Origin of the sequence: Paracholeplasma manati (genome assembly GCF_025742995.1) — a bacterium.
Taxonomy (GTDB): Bacteria; Bacillota_I; Bacilli_A; order Acholeplasmatales; family UBA5453; genus Paracholeplasma; species Paracholeplasma manati.
In genome coordinates this window covers 39,650-54,990 of record NZ_JAOVQM010000007.1, presented here as the reverse complement: position 1 = coordinate 54,990, position 15,341 = coordinate 39,650, and the positions used below count along the sequence as shown (strand labels likewise).

The window sequence follows — 15,341 nt, the reverse complement described above, 5'->3', positions numbered from 1 at the left end:
AAAAAAACACTGGCGACAGTGTTTTTTCTTGAATCAAACGCGTTTATATGGGGTATAACTCTTTTCTGGTTGTGTGCTTGGTTTTAACAATACAAACGATTTGGGTTCGAGTTTGACTTTTAATAATCCCGCAACCATCGATACTTCTTTGGTATCACCCAATAAAATATCAAACTTGGAGAAGTTCATTAAAGAGGAATCCGGCACCAAGATGTGTTCTTCTTGAGCTTTTTCGGATGGGTTGATGATGACTAAGACTGTATCCGAAACATCATCGGTATGTCTTTCATAAGCAATGAATGATTCTGATAATAATGGTAAGTAATCCCCGACCATGAGGGCTTTTTCTTGTTTATGGACTTGAATCAAGCGTTTAACCCAAGCAAGTCTTTCAGAGGTTTCATCGTATAAGTCCCACGCCATTGGCGCTCTGTTTTCAGGGTCGTTCCCACCGGTCATACCGAGTTCAGAACCATAATACAGATTTGGCGAGCCTGGGAATGTAAACTGCATCACTTCTGCCAAAATTTGGTCTGGTTGTTTTAAACGATGGTTGAGTCTAACGGTATCGTGGTTATCCAAGATGTTCCAGGATTTGAGTAACGCATCCACGCCACAATCGGTCACCATTTTTTCTAATAGGGTATTGGTTTTCTTCGGTGAAAAGGTTTGTTCTACGGTATGGAATATGATTTCTCTTAGCGTGAAATTCATGACCCCATCCATCGCGTTTAACCAACGCTTTGGGTAGTTCCAAGTTTCACCGACAATCAGAGCGCTATCTTTTTCTTGGTGGGCATGGTTGGTTAAGTCTTTTAAGATATCATAACCAATGTCAAAAGCCACATCTAAACGGAAGCCATCCACACCTTGTTTTAAATAGCTGCGAATGACTGAGGATTCTTTTTTATAAATATAGTCCTTCACCGCTTCATTTTCCAAATTGAGTTCTGGTAGGCTTTTCGCATCCGCCCAAAGTCTAACCCCTTCAGGATAAGATTGTCCGAAATAAAACCACTGACGGTAAGGCGAAGACTCATCCAAAGCGCTTTGGAAGTAAGGTGAATTTACGCCCATGTGATTGAATACACCATCCAAAATCAAGCGTTGATTTTGTTGGTGTAACGCATCCGCCAACGCTTTTAAATCTTGTATATCACCATATTCAGGGGATATTTTTAAATAATCGGAAGCGTCGTATTTGTGGTTGGATAAGGAATCAAAGATTGGATTTAGATAGAGCATATCGATATCGAGTTCTTTCAAATAATCCAATTTTGTCATCAAACTCTTTAAATCTCCACCCCAAAACTCGAGTTCATGACTCCAGTATTTCGCATCCGCCATAAACGACCCACCTTTGGGTTGTTCGTGCCATTGTTTTAATGACCGCGGGTATGCATAAAGTGATTGTTTGTCGGCCAGGTTTTCTGCTGGCACAAATCGGTCGACGATGACTTGATAGACAATTCGCCCCATGTTTGGGTTTTTAAGTCTTTCATCGTATAGCCAAGGTTTTCTCATAAAGCACCTTCTTTCGGTTGTTTATTATAACATGGATTGACCCCTTGATTGGATTTTCTTGTCTAAAACCCGATACATGTGGCCTGTTAAGCTTCTAATTTTAGGGTATCATAAAGATATCTTTTCAATCGGATTAAACCATACCCTGTGAGGATCAATAAGGGTGTCATGACGAGAAATACCGTGATGAGCATCTTAATCAACCCACCATTTGGATCCATAAATGGATAAGGATAATAGTTCGTAAAAAGCCCCGTGATTTGAAATACCACGAAATATAAAAAGGGATGAATCAATAATAATTTAAGCGATTTAATCGCTGGTTTATCTTGAACATAAACCAGATACAATATCGTATATAAAATCGGAACAATCGTATGGGTAACCAACATGATGAACAGTTTGGTTTCAGAAAAACCCACCACCAAATTTTTGAGTAACAAGTTATAAACCCCACCGGTTAAGATAATGTCTAACAACGCAATCAGGGCGATGGTTTTGAAAAAACGGTGTTTATCCCAACCAAACACCATTAAAAAGGTGACGATGAAGACGAGTAAGTTACTTTGATTGGTGAAATAATGGATGTTCCATAACCCAAATTCAACATAACTGTAAAATGTGCCATACATCGAAAAGCCAAAGGTAAACATCAATAGAACAAATTTAATGGAATAGATAAAATAGGGTTTTAACATGGTAGATACCTCTGAATTCATTATACAAGAACAAAGGGGTAATAAATCACTTTTTAATAAAAAAATGATTTATATTGATACCTCTTAACGATTTAACTCGTCTTATTTAAAGCGACTACACACCAAATAGGTATGTACGCTGAGGTGTGTTCACACCTCTATTCCCTATCCATAAGGCATCGGGATTACCTTTTCGAATCATATTTAATGAGGCATTTTGGTCCGCGTTAATCAAAGTGCCTTTTTGATTCTTATATAAACCTCTTTTGATTCTAACACCAGAGAAATCACCATTCACGAAATCATCTTGGTCGAGATATGAAGCTTTTGACGTGTATGCTTCATTGATCACTTTAGTCTCAATACCTAGCTGTTCTGCTAGATAGATGATTCGATCTCTAAGTCTCGCGATTGGAATACTCTTTGTCCATTGATTATAGGTATCAGATAGTCTTTCATCTTTGAAGGTATCATTATAACCAATGATGATTTGTTTCACTTTATTTTCTATTGCGTGATGGATAATGAGTTTAGCTGCTTTATAGATCCCATAATCCATTTGATGGTTACGTTTATCCATTAGACGAATCATTTGTTTGGTTAGTGTGTTTTGGTTTGGTCTAATACTCGCTAGTTTCGCGATTCGTTTATGATAAAACTGATTCATACTCTTTAATCGTTTCCCATCTAACAATAAATGCACATTATTGGTTACTGAACAAAAGGCTAGGTTGTTATACCCAAAATCAATCCCCATGGTTTCTGTATAATCTTTGGTTTCTATTTTAGGAGTTTCATCTAGATAGACATAAATCACTTCAATGTATTTGCCATCATAGTAGGACTTGATGGTGATTTCTTTGATTTCTTTGTTTTGGATACATTCTGGTGTTTGGATGTCTAGAGATAAAGCGTCTACTTCATTTAACTCATATGTATGTTTATGAATCTGTTTTGAATCCTTTTCTAGTTCTTTCGATACTTTCTTAATGAAGTTACTTCTGGGTAATGTATAGATTTCATTATTAGGTTTATAGACCATTCTGTCGTAGATGGGATAATAGGTATCTTTCTTTAAGTATCTAGGTAATCTAATGGTTTGTTTAACCTTAGACTTCAAAGATCCAAAGAATCCTTTCATCGCTTCATCTACCTTACGAATGACCATTTGACTCTGAATAGTATTCAAGTAACGATAATGTTCACTATCTTTCAGTAATTGATAGTTTTCGTTATAGGATAAGTAGCCATTGGTTTTGATAAAATGTTGTCTCACATTATAGAGCGCTTGATTGTAAAGACTTCTTGAAGCACGCATTAAAGATAATAGAAACTGATGTTGATTTGGATTAAGATAGAGTCTTGTTTTTAGGGCTTTATAAGGCATTATTGATGTCCTCCTTTCCTACTTAAATTATACCATAAATAGTCGATAAAATATATATTTTATACGTATATTTAATTATATATAAAGTAGTGAAAGAGGGTGTTTTAAACGGGGTATTCTAGGATATTATATAAAAGTCACAAATGATTGTTGGAGGATAGAACAAAAAAAGACGAACTTTCCTAGTAAATAAAAAATAAAACCCAGACGCATCCGTTTGAAAAGATGCATACTTGGGTTTTGATTTTTATGTTTAGTTATAATGGGAAAATGGTTTTGTTAAACTCACCATTGACCACTTGTGCAACTGCACCATAGAATGCAGAAAGACCACAGAAAATACCGACATAGCCTGCAATAGTGGTGATGGTTTCATTCAAAGTGAAATCCCCTAAAGCGAGTAAAAAGAATAGTACAGCCAATGAACCAAAAATCACTTGAGTGGTTTTGGAGTGTTTCAACGTACCAATGAACATAAAGCTGGTGAATAAGCCCCAGACCAATAGATAATAACCCATCGATACTTTATCCGCTTCAAAACCTGCTTTTGGAAAATACCAAATACCGACCAAACTGATCCAAAAGAATCCATACGCGGTAAAAGCTGTACCACCAAAGGTGTTGCCTTGTTTTAATTCAAAAATCCCAGCGATGATTTGTGCCAAACCACCCAAAGCGAAACCCATCCCAATGATGACCATCGATAACGGAATCAACCCCGCGTTGTGAAGGTTCAATAAAATCGTCGTCATCCCAAATCCAAGTAAGCCCAACGGTCCTGGATTGGCCAATTTCAATTCTGTTTTCATATTGTTCTCCTTATAATAGACATGATAAAAGACTTTCCGAAAAAAGTCTTTGTTTTTGTCAGTTTCATTATACCTTACACATCGACTATAGTCAATCAAAAATAACCTGAAACATTATTCATATTTATATTCTATAATAAATACAGTGTCATTCCTAAAATCGCACTGATTAAAACCAGATGAATCGGGGTTAATCGTTTTAAAAAAGAGAGCCCTAAAACCGTGATGAAAATGGCTAAAGCGGTTAAATCAAATTCGATATCGACAAAATAGTCGCCCAAAACACTGTGTAACAATACCGATAATCCAGCCGAGAGGATCAACCCTAAAATGACTGGTTTTAAGAAGGATAAGATGGTTTGAACGGGTTTGGTTTTGATGAACTTATCGGAAAAATACGCAATCAGTAAAATGATGATGAAGCTGGGTAAAACCACCCCGAGGGTTGCGAAAACAGACCCCCAAACCCCATAGGTATGATAACCGGCGAATGTCGCCATATTGACCGCGAATGGTCCTGGGGTCGATTCGGCGATGCCAATGAATTGATTGACTTGATCAATCGTTAAAAAGCCACCATTGACCATTTCCTGGCGAATGAGGGGAATCATCGCGTATCCACCACCAAAGGTGAACAAACCAATCTTGAAAAAGATTAAAAAGAGTTCAAATAGTTCAATCATGCCTTGAATCTCCTTTCAACTGTCGTATAGAAGAGTGCGAAGATAGCCGTTAATATCAGTAATAAAACCACACTAAAGTTGGTGAAGAAGGATACCAAAAACGCAGTGAGTAACAACAACCCATTGATGATATTGATTTTCACCTTTTTAGAGAGTTTAAATAGTGCATGAAAAATGAGTACCGGTACACCCGCACCAATCCCTGCTAAAGCATTTTGAAGGGTGACATTGTCTGAGAATGCTTGTAAGAATAAGGATACCAATAAAATCACGATGAAACTGGGTAAAACAACCCCTAAAGTCGCGAACAAAGACCCAAGAAATTTGGCTTTATGGTAACCAATATAGGTTGCGCCATTAATAGCGAATGGTCCTGGGGTAGCTTCACTGATGGTGATGAGTTCTAACATGGTATCTTCATCGATCCACTTCTTTTTTTCAACGATGTCCTTTTGCATAACCCCAATCATCGCGTACCCACCACCAAAGGTGAATAAGCCAATCTTGAAGAAAGTGAAAAAGATATCGGCATATGTTTTGAATTTATTCATAAAAAAATACCTCGAAATCTATTATACGCTTTTATCTATGTTTTATCAAAAAAAGAAGCGATTCGCTTCTTAGTTGGCTTGGTCCTCTTTAAACAGATGATACGCATCGACAAATGGGATGAATAATGGGGGTAACATCGCTGCAGTGGTTAAATTGGTCACGGTTGATCTTAAATAGGGGTATAAAATATGAACGGCATCTTTCTTTAAAAACTCAATGATATCGGCTTCTGCTTCTTTCGGTTCAAACTCAAAAACACCCCTTAAAGCGATGGTCATGTTGAGTGGGTATTGGACATCTAACGTATCCTTAACCAAAAAGATGAGTTCGGTGAAAAAGACATGATCCGCCATTTTACCCGTATTGCGGGTGATATGGTGGTTTAACTGGTAGGTGCCACTGACGTTTTTGTTGACAAGGTCTAATTTAGATATAACGATATTCATTCTTTTATAAGCTAGCATACATAATCAACTCCTGTTTTCATTATATATCAAAAAAGAAAAACCCCGAAGGGTTTCTCACTAAATCACAAAGTTTCCGTTTTTGAATACGACGACTTCTTGTCCATCGTGTTTGACACCGACAATCGACATATCGCTTGATCCAAACATGAAGTCGACATGAATTAAAGACTTGTTATAGCCTTTCTTTTCAAGTTCTTCAATTGGGGTATTTAAACCACCTTGGATGTTCATTGGATACGCTCTACCTAGCGCCATATGGCAGGAGGCATTTTCATCGTATAAAGTATTTAAGAATAATAAATTGGTGTTAGAGATTGGGGAATCGTGGCTAATGAGTGCGATTTCACCGATGTATCTGGAATTCTCATCGGTGTTCAGCAATTCTTCTAACGCTTTCTTTTCCTTTTTCGCATCAAATTCAACGACTTTACCGTCTTTGAAAATGAGGTAGAAATCTTCAATCAAAGTGCCTTGATAGTTGAGTGGTTTGGTCGCGACCACTTTACCAGAGGTTGCCCATTTCAAAGGCATGGTGAAGGTTTCTTCGGTTGGGATGTTTGGGTTAAAGTAAACGCCAGTAGTAGCGTGTTCGCCGCCACCTGACCAAACGTGGTTTTCAACCAAACCTACCACTAGGTCAGTACCTAAACTGTTTTTAAAACGTAGTTCTTTGAAGTTTAAGTCATTTAAGACTTTGTTGTGTTTGTGTAATACATCGTTGTGTACGTTCCAGTTTTCAATTGGGTCTGAGTCTTCGTACACGCGGCACGCATTAAATATCGCGTCCCATAATGCTTCAGAGGCTTCTTCACCTTTAAGGCTAGGGAATACCGCTTCAGCCCAGATTGGGTTGGATGCAGCGACAATGGTCCATTGACCTTTGTTGCCCATGGTGTATTCTCTTAAGAATGGTAAGGCTTTTTGGGTGCTGGTGAGGGCTTTCGCCATCTTGGTTGCGTCAACGCCTTCGTTGACACCAATCACTGGGGAAATGACATTTAAGAAACATGCGCCATTGTCTACATAGTATTGATTGGTTTCAATCACGTAGTTAGGCACTTCTTCTAAGGTTTCCACACTTTGATAATCATACGCATAGCGGGTGATTTGTTCATCCGACCATTGGACGATGACTTTCTTCGCACCACATTCGTACGCTTCTTTAACGATCAAACGGGTGAGTTCTTTGGTTTCAGTGGTAGCGCGAACGACGACCAATTGGTCTTTTTGAACATTCACACCGACACGACAAGCCAGTTTTGCATATTTTTCTAATAACGATAATTTTGGCATATTTTAATCTCTCCTTGTTGCTAATTATAACACAGTTTACACAAAATGAAATAATATGTTAAAATATATTTGACATTAACGTTACGTTAAGGTTTATACTCTTATTAGAGGTGAAAAGATGAGATATACAATCGATGATGTTTCAAAACTGACTGGACTCTCGAAACGGGCGTTACGGTTCTATGAAGAAAAAGGACTCGTTTTCGCGAAACGAAATGAGGCGAATTATCGCTTCTATGACTCTGCTGATTTAGATCGTATTCAGACCATTTTATTCTTAACAGCGTTCGATATCGATTTACAAACCATCAAGGGCATTCTAGACGACCCAAAGGTGGATTTGTTATCGTTATATGAAACCCATTTGGGGGCACTGTATGAAAAAAGAGCCCAACTCGATTTGATCATCTCCAATTTATCTTTAACCATCGACGCGAAAAGGAGGGATGAACCGATGAAAGATTCAGACAAATTCAAAGGATTTAAACAAAACCTCATTGACAACAATGACAAGTTATATAAAAAAGAAGTCATTGAAAAGTATGGTGAGGAAGCCTATCAAAAGAGTCGTAAAGCTTTTAGCCACATGAGCGAAGCGGACTTCGAACGTTTTGGTGGACTTGAAAGGAAACTATTTGAAGCTTTAGAGAAGGCATCAACGACCACCGGTGATGTTCAATCATTATACATGAAGGAAGCATATAACTACCATAAGGAATGGTTGACCATGGCCTGGGGCTATTACCATGAAGAAGCCCACCTCAATATTTGTCAAATGTATTTAGACGACGAACGCTTTAAAAAGCACTATGACGACGTTAAGCCTGGTTTTGCACAACTGTTGTTTGATTCTGTGAAAAAATCCATCCGATGATGGATTTTTTTGGTTTATATCATAAGTTCTTATGGTAAAATAAGTTGGGGTGAGTAAAGCATGAGTAAACCCATTGAATGTAAAAAATGTGGCAAACTTAACCGAGCAGACGCAGCGGTTTGTTGGTCATGTGGGTCCGATATCCAACCCAAATTGACCCCCAAAGAAGCCATCCATGAAGAAATCAAATACCGCCATGAGGTGTTACATAAACGACGTGTTCGTCGGTTTTGGATATTCACAGCAATCATCATTCTGATTACTTTCGGATTTGTTATGATCAACAGTATCTATGGATCTCTACGGGCTGTACCCGAAGATGCCTATTTATCTTCAGTTGAAATATATGACGTTGAGGGACAAACCTATATTGATGTTCAAGTCGAAGGCATCAATATGATGCAAACCAAACTGAAAATCCAATCCATCATTTTAAGCAATGAAGATAGCACCTTAGAAGTCTCTAGCAACAAAGACCACTTATGGGAAACAGAATACGCTTATGGTATCTTCCGTGCTCGTTTAGTCATCGCTACGCCTGTTTCTGAGTTTACCGATTATAACCGTGTACAAATCAAATTTGGCTATATGCTATTTCAAACCAATTTAAGTGTTCCAAACCAAAATTTCATCATTACCCCATAATAAAAGCACATCCTAGTGGTGTGCTTTTTTCTTGAGTAAGGTTGTATCGAGTAAATCGGCTGTATTGGGTCTTGCATAAAAATAGCCTTGTAAGTAATCGGATCCATGTGAAATCGTCGCGTGGCGTTCATAATCTTCTTCAATGCCTTCACAAACGACCTTGAGTTTAAGTTCGTGTGCGACATCAATCATGAACTTCAATAATGGTACACGGTGGTCTTTGGATTGAATATTGCGAATGAAGCTGCGATCAATCTTAATGATATCAATCGGTAGACGTTGTAAGTAGGTTAACGATGAATACCCTGTGCCGAAATCATCTAAGGCGATGGCGAAGCCCATCGCTTTTAAAGCCAACAGTGTGGTAATCGATTCATCAATGTGTGTCAATACGGCAGACTCCGTGATTTCGAGAATCAATCGTTTTGGGTCACCATCAAACTTATCTAGTAACACTTTAATATCATTCAAGAAATTTGGGTCATTTAAAACCCTCGCAGAAAGATTGATTGAAACCATCATATCGATGCCTTGTTCTTCCCAAATCTTCAACTGTTGAATCGATTCCTTAATGACGAAATAGGTGATTTCTTTGATGTGGCCTGTTTTTTCAGAAATCTCAATAAAATCGAGCGGTGGGATGTTTCCTTTAACTGGGTGATGCCAACGAATCAGGGCTTCTACTTTCGAAGCGATACCCGTACTCGATTGAACGATTGGTTGATAAAACACTTTGAATTCCTTGTTTCTTACAGCGTGGTATAACATATTGGAAATTTCAATTTGTTTCTTCATGTCATGGTGATAACGTTCATCATAAATCACCAATTGGTTTTTCCCCATGGCTTTCGCTTTACCTAAAGCCAAATCCACATTCGATAACAACATTTGGGTGGTATTACCATCTTCAGGGTAAGTACATACCCCCACCGATACGGTGATAAAGAATTCTTCATGATCGAGAATAAACGAACGTTTTAAGCGGTTGAAATTGTTTCTGACAATCTCCAACATCTTTTCTTTATTCGCGAACTTTTTCAATAGTACGATAAACCCATCGCCACCAATTCGTCCCACAACGTGTGGTAAATTGGCACTGACTTTGAGTTCTTTTGAGATGAGCAAGATGAGTTCATCCCCAATGGTATGGCCTTTAATTTCATTGATATTGGAGAAATCATCGATATCGACATACACCAACCCTAATAACTCATTGGGGTGTTGTTCGATGTGTTCATCGATCTTTTTAATAACCATGTTTCTCGTATATAAACCCGTTAAAGAATCATAATAAGCGATTTGTTCCAACTCATGTTCCAATTCTTGCATGTTTTGGTTGGTTTTCTTGAGTTCTACCAACGCTTCATTCAGATGATTCATGATGTTGTAGTAGGTGTCCATGCGTTTTTTGATGATGATATAAAAGACATACCCGGTGAAGGCAACGTAAAATAACCCTTTAGCCAATTGTAGTTCTTCTACCCTTGCAGGGTCTTGAACGAGAAATTTAAGGGCCATATCTGAAAAGAAAATCCACAAGACACCCAAGATGATGTAAAAGCCACTGACTTCTAAAGCGTTTCGTAATGGATTCGCTTTGAAGGCTTGTTCATAGGGTGTTAATTTAGTTTTCATCTCTTTTTCTTTTTCCATGAGAGCGCCACCTTATAACTATATTATACCTATTATGAAGAAATAATAGACTAAATTGATTACTTTTTTGTCATAAATGGTATATAAAAGAAAAATCAGCCCGAAAAAGGACTGATTAAGGTAGTGTGATAAATAAATATCCAATGACCACATGTGGGTCATTTTGTAGGACATACGTTAGGATGAGCATGGTTCTATTCGCATCCGCTTCGATGATTTCATCAATGTATGAAGCGTGAATGGTTAAGGTATCATTTGAGAACGTATAGTCATCAAATGAAATATCATTACCGCCTAAACCTTGGAAAGAACCCCCTTTTAAATTAAAGGTAAATACCAAGTCCACACCCTCATAATTCACAGAACCAGAGGAGATTATTTCAGGAATAGCGATAACAACCAATTTCACAAATCGATATACAGTAATATCGTCTTTCGTAGTTGTTAAAACAAAGTGATTCGTCAACGCATCGATCTTTTCAGAATCGATGATGAGTCCAAATTCATCCACTGTGTAGTCTTCATCTAAAACCAATGGAATTTCGCCCGCGAATAAGGTATCTGGTGTTTCAATGTCTAAGACCATACCAGCTTCACTTACATAGTCAAAGGTACCAATTTCAAAGCGTATAGATTTGGAAGTGACGACAATTTCATCTAACAATACTTTGATTTCAATGTCGTATAGACCATCTTCTAAGCTTTCATAGTTATACATGTTTTGTAAGAGATTTTGAACTGATGTTTCGTTCGTCTCGACATTTTTTATCGATATTTGATAGGTTAAACCTTCCATTGCATCCCATGAAATCTCGGTATCTGTGATGGTTAAATTGGATAGTTCTTCATCTTGAATGAGTTTAAATTGAATGAGGTTGGTAAATGGGGAAAGTTTCCCTTTAGAGAAGGTTGCGATACGGGCAGTGTAATTGCCGGTATTGTAATCCTTCAAATCTAGTTTATTATTATAGGCTAACTTATTGGAGCCATTGATTTCAATGACGTAATGTTCAGCACCTTTAACCTCAGTCCAATATAAAAATCCATCATCAAATCTAAAGTCAGATGGCGGTTCTAAATCGGATGAAGTTGTACATCCCACCAATATAATTAATAATAGGGGGATGATTAATAAGAGTTTTCTAATATAAATCACTCCTTTGATAACAATCATATCATAACTAAATAAGAAGGCACAATCCGATTTGGAATGTGCCTCTTAAATTTTATTTAATGATTGGTGAATTAAGCTGAACCAATATTCATATAATTGATCAGCTCTGGGTAATCGATGAATGGGTTACGGTTTCCTTGATGGTATTGAATACGGTCATTTCTTCTCATTTCAAACGCATCCACTGGGTCAGCTAAGTGCCACTGCAAAAGTGTCGTTAAATTCGCCATTTGATAGACTACTGGAACTGTACTAACCAATGTGTATTCGTCATACATAATCACCATATAGAATAACATTCTCGCGATATCGCCATGGATTTCGGTTCTTTCGGGATAATAAGAATTTGAGTTTGTTACCAAATCATAAAACTTATTTCCTCTTGAAGAGTTAATGGAAGCGTCTGCGGGCTTAAGATTGTGTAAATCTGAAGCAGCATTCACGCCACTTGCACTGACACCCAATAAGGATTGGGGAAATATGTGTTCACGATTATAGGTAACACCTGCATCCCAAGCCCCAGCTCTTGATTGTCCTGTATAGAACTCAATGAGATTATTTGGGTTATTTGGGTCTTCATCGGTATCCCATAAAGCTTCACCACTACCGGCATAATCATAGTTTTTACCGGCATAGGTGCTATTCAATATACTTCTTAATTGTTGAATCAAAGCACTGTCTGTTAATCCGTTAGCAGATGAATAATATCCAGTTAAGGTTAAACCGCTGCTAGATTCTGCTGAAACAGTAATGGTTTTCTGGAGTGTAGCTAAGTTGTTACTACTATCTTCTGCTGTGTATGTAATTGTATATGTTCCCGCTTGTGAGGTGTCGACTTGTGTATCATTGAGTTCACAGAAGACTGCACCATCCACATTGTCGTTTGCACTACACCATGACAGTGCAGTTGAAGTACTCCAGGTATCCCCTACAGTATAGTTATAAACAGCATCATTAGAGATGGTTATAACAGGAGCTGTAGTGTCTGTAGGGGTTAAATCGGGTATCCGTATACCTTTAATCCTGTAAATTGAATACCTGAGATTGTGGTTGATGCAGTAATTTGTACTAAGACTCTAATATAATTACCAGAAGATACATTTAAACTTCCAAAAGTTATAGTTGATGCAAATGTTTGAGTACTCACCGTTGTCCAAGATACTCCATCTGTAGAAACTTGTAAATAAATATTTCCTACATTTCCTGCAGTACCAAATGTGGTTAAACCTAACAATTCTACTTTAGTTAATATATTTGAATATGTAAAAGCAGTTTTCAAATTAGCTGAATTAGTATTGTCATTTGATACGACTGATACCAATTTACCACCTAATCTAGTACCTGTTGATAAACTTAAGTTTGCATAATTAGCTACCCAAGCAGTTGTTCCTGATGTTCCTCCTGGATTATCCCCAGCATATGAAACATTTGTACTTATATTTGTACTTGCATATGCACTATTATTACTAGAACCACCATCTAAGAAATTATAAGAAAATAATAGTTCCTCAGTTTGAGTACTTGATCCAACTGTTATTATGAAATCCTTTGTTAACTCGGCAGTGCCATTTGCTATAGTTGCAGTTAGAGTAACTTCAACCTGTCCTGATCCTGGCATAGTCACACTACCCGATGATGCATTAATTAATGCGTTATCACTAGCCCATGATATGGTTGATCCATTTAGACCACTATTAGAAAGGGTAATAGTAGTTGCTTCTGTATAATTTAAAGTTAGAGAAATTGCATCCCTGTCAGCTGTAGCTTTTTCTAAATCAGTCAAACCTACTGTAACTTCAAATGCAACTTGTTTTTCAGTACCATTCAATGAAACTGTTGCAGTCATTATAACTACGACTGGTTGTCCAGAAGGTAATGTTACCACACCTGCATTTGTTATAACTTCAGTAGTATCTGAGGTCCAAGATATTGTGGATCCATTTGCGCCAGAAGAAGGCAACGATAAAGTTGTGTTTTGTTTAACTTCACTAACTAAATTCAATCCATTTGCGTCAATAACTACTTTTTGTGAATCTGTTGCTGTTTGAAGTGAATGACTACCTAAGAACGAAGTTGAATCTTGAGGGTATACTTCCCACTCATTAACATTCCAACTTACATTAGGACTAGTAACACTTGTCTTTCTAACTAATGTATATTCAGCAGTTGCACCAGATCCAACAGCCCAAGATGTACCAGGATCCTCTCCAACAACACCAAAAGTATCAATTACGATATCGTTTTTTAATAGTTCTATTGCATCATCACCGTTAAAATTAGCTACTCCATTAGTTATATCTGCAATGGCAAGTATTGTTGCATTGGAACCAGAATTAGAAATTACATAGGTTTCACCGTTTAAGAGTGTCCCACTTAAAACAAGTGTAGTTCCTGCAGTTGGTGAACCATTAGTGTATAGTTTGATGCTATAATTGCTTAAATCAATTGATGAACCAGTACCATTGAATATTTCTATTGCCTTATTGCTTGAACTTCCTTCTAGGTACTCAGAAATAATTAGATCTGAGGTGATTGCTGCTGGAGCACTTAATATTTCTTCAACAGATGTCCCATTGTTAATTAGAACGTATGCTCTAATACTTGAGAAGGTTACTTCAGAAAAACTCATTACGAACTCATTTGTTTCAAGGTTGTATGTATTTGATTTTGCAATAATAACATTAGGTGTTTCAAAACTTAATAAACCTAATGTTTCGTCAGATAGTAAGAAACCCCATTCAACAAGCTCATGTCCAGCTTCTAATTCAAAACGACCAACATAAGTTTCATAGTTTTCACGAATTGCTAAATCAGATGACATCGTTACCAATGTTTCAGGTGTTTTAACATCACTGGTTTCAGCAATAATTGTGACATCTTTGACTGCTGTAAATACAAATGTTGATTGATAAGAAAGAACTTGTCCATTGCCATCTTTCCAATACTTGAAGTTTGGAATATCACTTGCAACCAATGTAACTAAATCATTTCTATTTGGATTTGATGGTGTAGCAACACCACCAGTAATTGAAAGTGTTACTGAAACAGGCGTTCCTGCGGTATATTGTAAAACGTATACTCTTGAGGATTGGATATTATCAAAAGTAGTTGCGCCTTCCAATGATTTCCAAGGTTCACTCGAATTAACTTGTAACCCAGGTTTTGTAAATCCAGCATAACTTGGTGGAGTAACAGATCCGTTTTCCAATACATATTGAGTGGAAATTAGTTTACCATTAGAGTCCACAAATAAAACAGCATATTCTCCAGCTTTGTGGAAAACTGCTTGTATGTTCATACTTGTTTGAAGTCTAATTGAATCCGTAGCAGCCAAATCATCTCTGACAACGCCATTGATTACCCAAAAAGCGAATGTGTAAGAAGCTTGGATGTTGCTAGCGTTCAATTGAAAGACATTACCTACTGGCAATGAAGTAATTGAGTGACTAAGATTTTTGTTATCATTATCAAAGGATGATGTAATGGTAACATTTACGTTTGCTGGGCGTGCTGCCGCAACCACAGTACCTGAAATGGCGAATAGAACCACAAATGATAAAAGAATGAATAATTTTCTCATCA

The 15,341-nt window shown here is 37.3% G+C and carries 14 protein-coding genes; 2 read left to right on the top strand and 12 right to left on the bottom strand.

The genetic code is table 11. The annotated features are described in order from the left end of the window. Positions 1–33: 33 nt before the first annotated feature. From N7548_RS07400 to N7548_RS07365, 8 genes are all read right to left on the bottom strand, one after another. Positions 34–1,524, bottom strand: a complete 1,491-nt coding sequence (locus N7548_RS07400) for a glycoside hydrolase family 13 protein (protein ID WP_263608830.1) — start codon at positions 1,522–1,524, stop codon at positions 34–36. Between the two features lie 86 nt (positions 1,525–1,610). After that, a complete protein-coding gene (locus tag N7548_RS07395; RefSeq protein WP_263608829.1) occupies positions 1,611–2,222 on the bottom strand; it encodes a Pr6Pr family membrane protein in 612 nt (203 codons plus the stop codon). A 115-nt stretch (positions 2,223–2,337) separates the two neighbouring features. Continuing rightward, complete coding sequence (locus N7548_RS07390; RefSeq protein ID WP_263608828.1) at positions 2,338–3,609, bottom strand: RNA-guided endonuclease InsQ/TnpB family protein; 1,272 nt, start codon at positions 3,607–3,609, stop codon at positions 2,338–2,340. A 257-nt stretch (positions 3,610–3,866) separates the two neighbouring features. Next, positions 3,867–4,418, bottom strand: coding sequence for an acetate uptake transporter (locus N7548_RS07385; protein WP_263608827.1), 552 nt, complete (start codon positions 4,416–4,418; stop codon positions 3,867–3,869). Positions 4,419–4,549: 131 nt separating this feature from the next. After that, positions 4,550–5,101 (bottom strand): chromate transporter, encoded by a 552-nt coding sequence (locus tag N7548_RS07380; RefSeq protein ID WP_263608826.1) that lies wholly within the window; start codon positions 5,099–5,101, stop codon positions 4,550–4,552. Beyond that, entirely contained in the window at positions 5,098–5,652 is a 555-nt protein-coding gene (locus N7548_RS07375) for a chromate transporter (protein ID WP_263608825.1), read from the bottom strand. Before N7548_RS07375 ends, N7548_RS07380 begins: the two co-directional genes overlap by 4 nt. Positions 5,653–5,721: 69 nt before the next feature. After that, positions 5,722–6,117, bottom strand: a complete 396-nt coding sequence (locus N7548_RS07370) for a protein-export chaperone SecB (RefSeq protein ID WP_263608824.1) — start codon at positions 6,115–6,117, stop codon at positions 5,722–5,724. Positions 6,118–6,177: 60 nt separating this feature from the next. After that, entirely contained in the window at positions 6,178–7,413 is a 1,236-nt protein-coding gene (locus N7548_RS07365) for an aminopeptidase (RefSeq protein ID WP_263608823.1), read from the bottom strand. A 118-nt stretch (positions 7,414–7,531) separates the two neighbouring features. Here N7548_RS07365 and N7548_RS07360 point away from each other — a divergent pair, with 118 nt between their 5' ends. Continuing rightward, complete coding sequence (locus N7548_RS07360; protein WP_263608822.1) at positions 7,532–8,287, top strand: MerR family transcriptional regulator; 756 nt, start codon at positions 7,532–7,534, stop codon at positions 8,285–8,287. A 60-nt stretch (positions 8,288–8,347) separates the two neighbouring features. Further along, entirely contained in the window at positions 8,348–8,932 is a 585-nt protein-coding gene (locus N7548_RS07355) for a zinc ribbon domain-containing protein (RefSeq protein WP_263608821.1), read from the top strand. 12 nt (positions 8,933–8,944) lie between these two features. On the opposite strand, the gene N7548_RS07350 is transcribed toward N7548_RS07355, so the two are convergent. The 4 genes from N7548_RS07350 to N7548_RS07335 form a co-directional block, all read right to left on the bottom strand. Next, complete coding sequence (locus N7548_RS07350) at positions 8,945–10,585, bottom strand: putative bifunctional diguanylate cyclase/phosphodiesterase (RefSeq protein WP_263608820.1); 1,641 nt, start codon at positions 10,583–10,585, stop codon at positions 8,945–8,947. Positions 10,586–10,700: 115 nt separating this feature from the next. Further along, positions 10,701–11,759 carry a hypothetical protein gene (locus N7548_RS07345; protein ID WP_263608819.1) on the bottom strand — a complete coding sequence of 353 codons (1,059 nt, stop codon included), beginning with the start codon at positions 11,757–11,759 and terminating at the stop codon, positions 10,701–10,703. A gap of 71 nt (positions 11,760–11,830) precedes the next feature. Further along, positions 11,831–12,721 (bottom strand): endonuclease, encoded by an 891-nt coding sequence (locus tag N7548_RS07340; protein ID WP_263608857.1) that lies wholly within the window; start codon positions 12,719–12,721, stop codon positions 11,831–11,833. A gap of 32 nt (positions 12,722–12,753) precedes the next feature. Further along, positions 12,754–15,339 carry an immunoglobulin-like domain-containing protein gene (locus tag N7548_RS07335; RefSeq protein WP_263608818.1) on the bottom strand — a complete coding sequence of 862 codons (2,586 nt, stop codon included), beginning with the start codon at positions 15,337–15,339 and terminating at the stop codon, positions 12,754–12,756. Positions 15,340–15,341 lie beyond the last annotated feature (2 nt).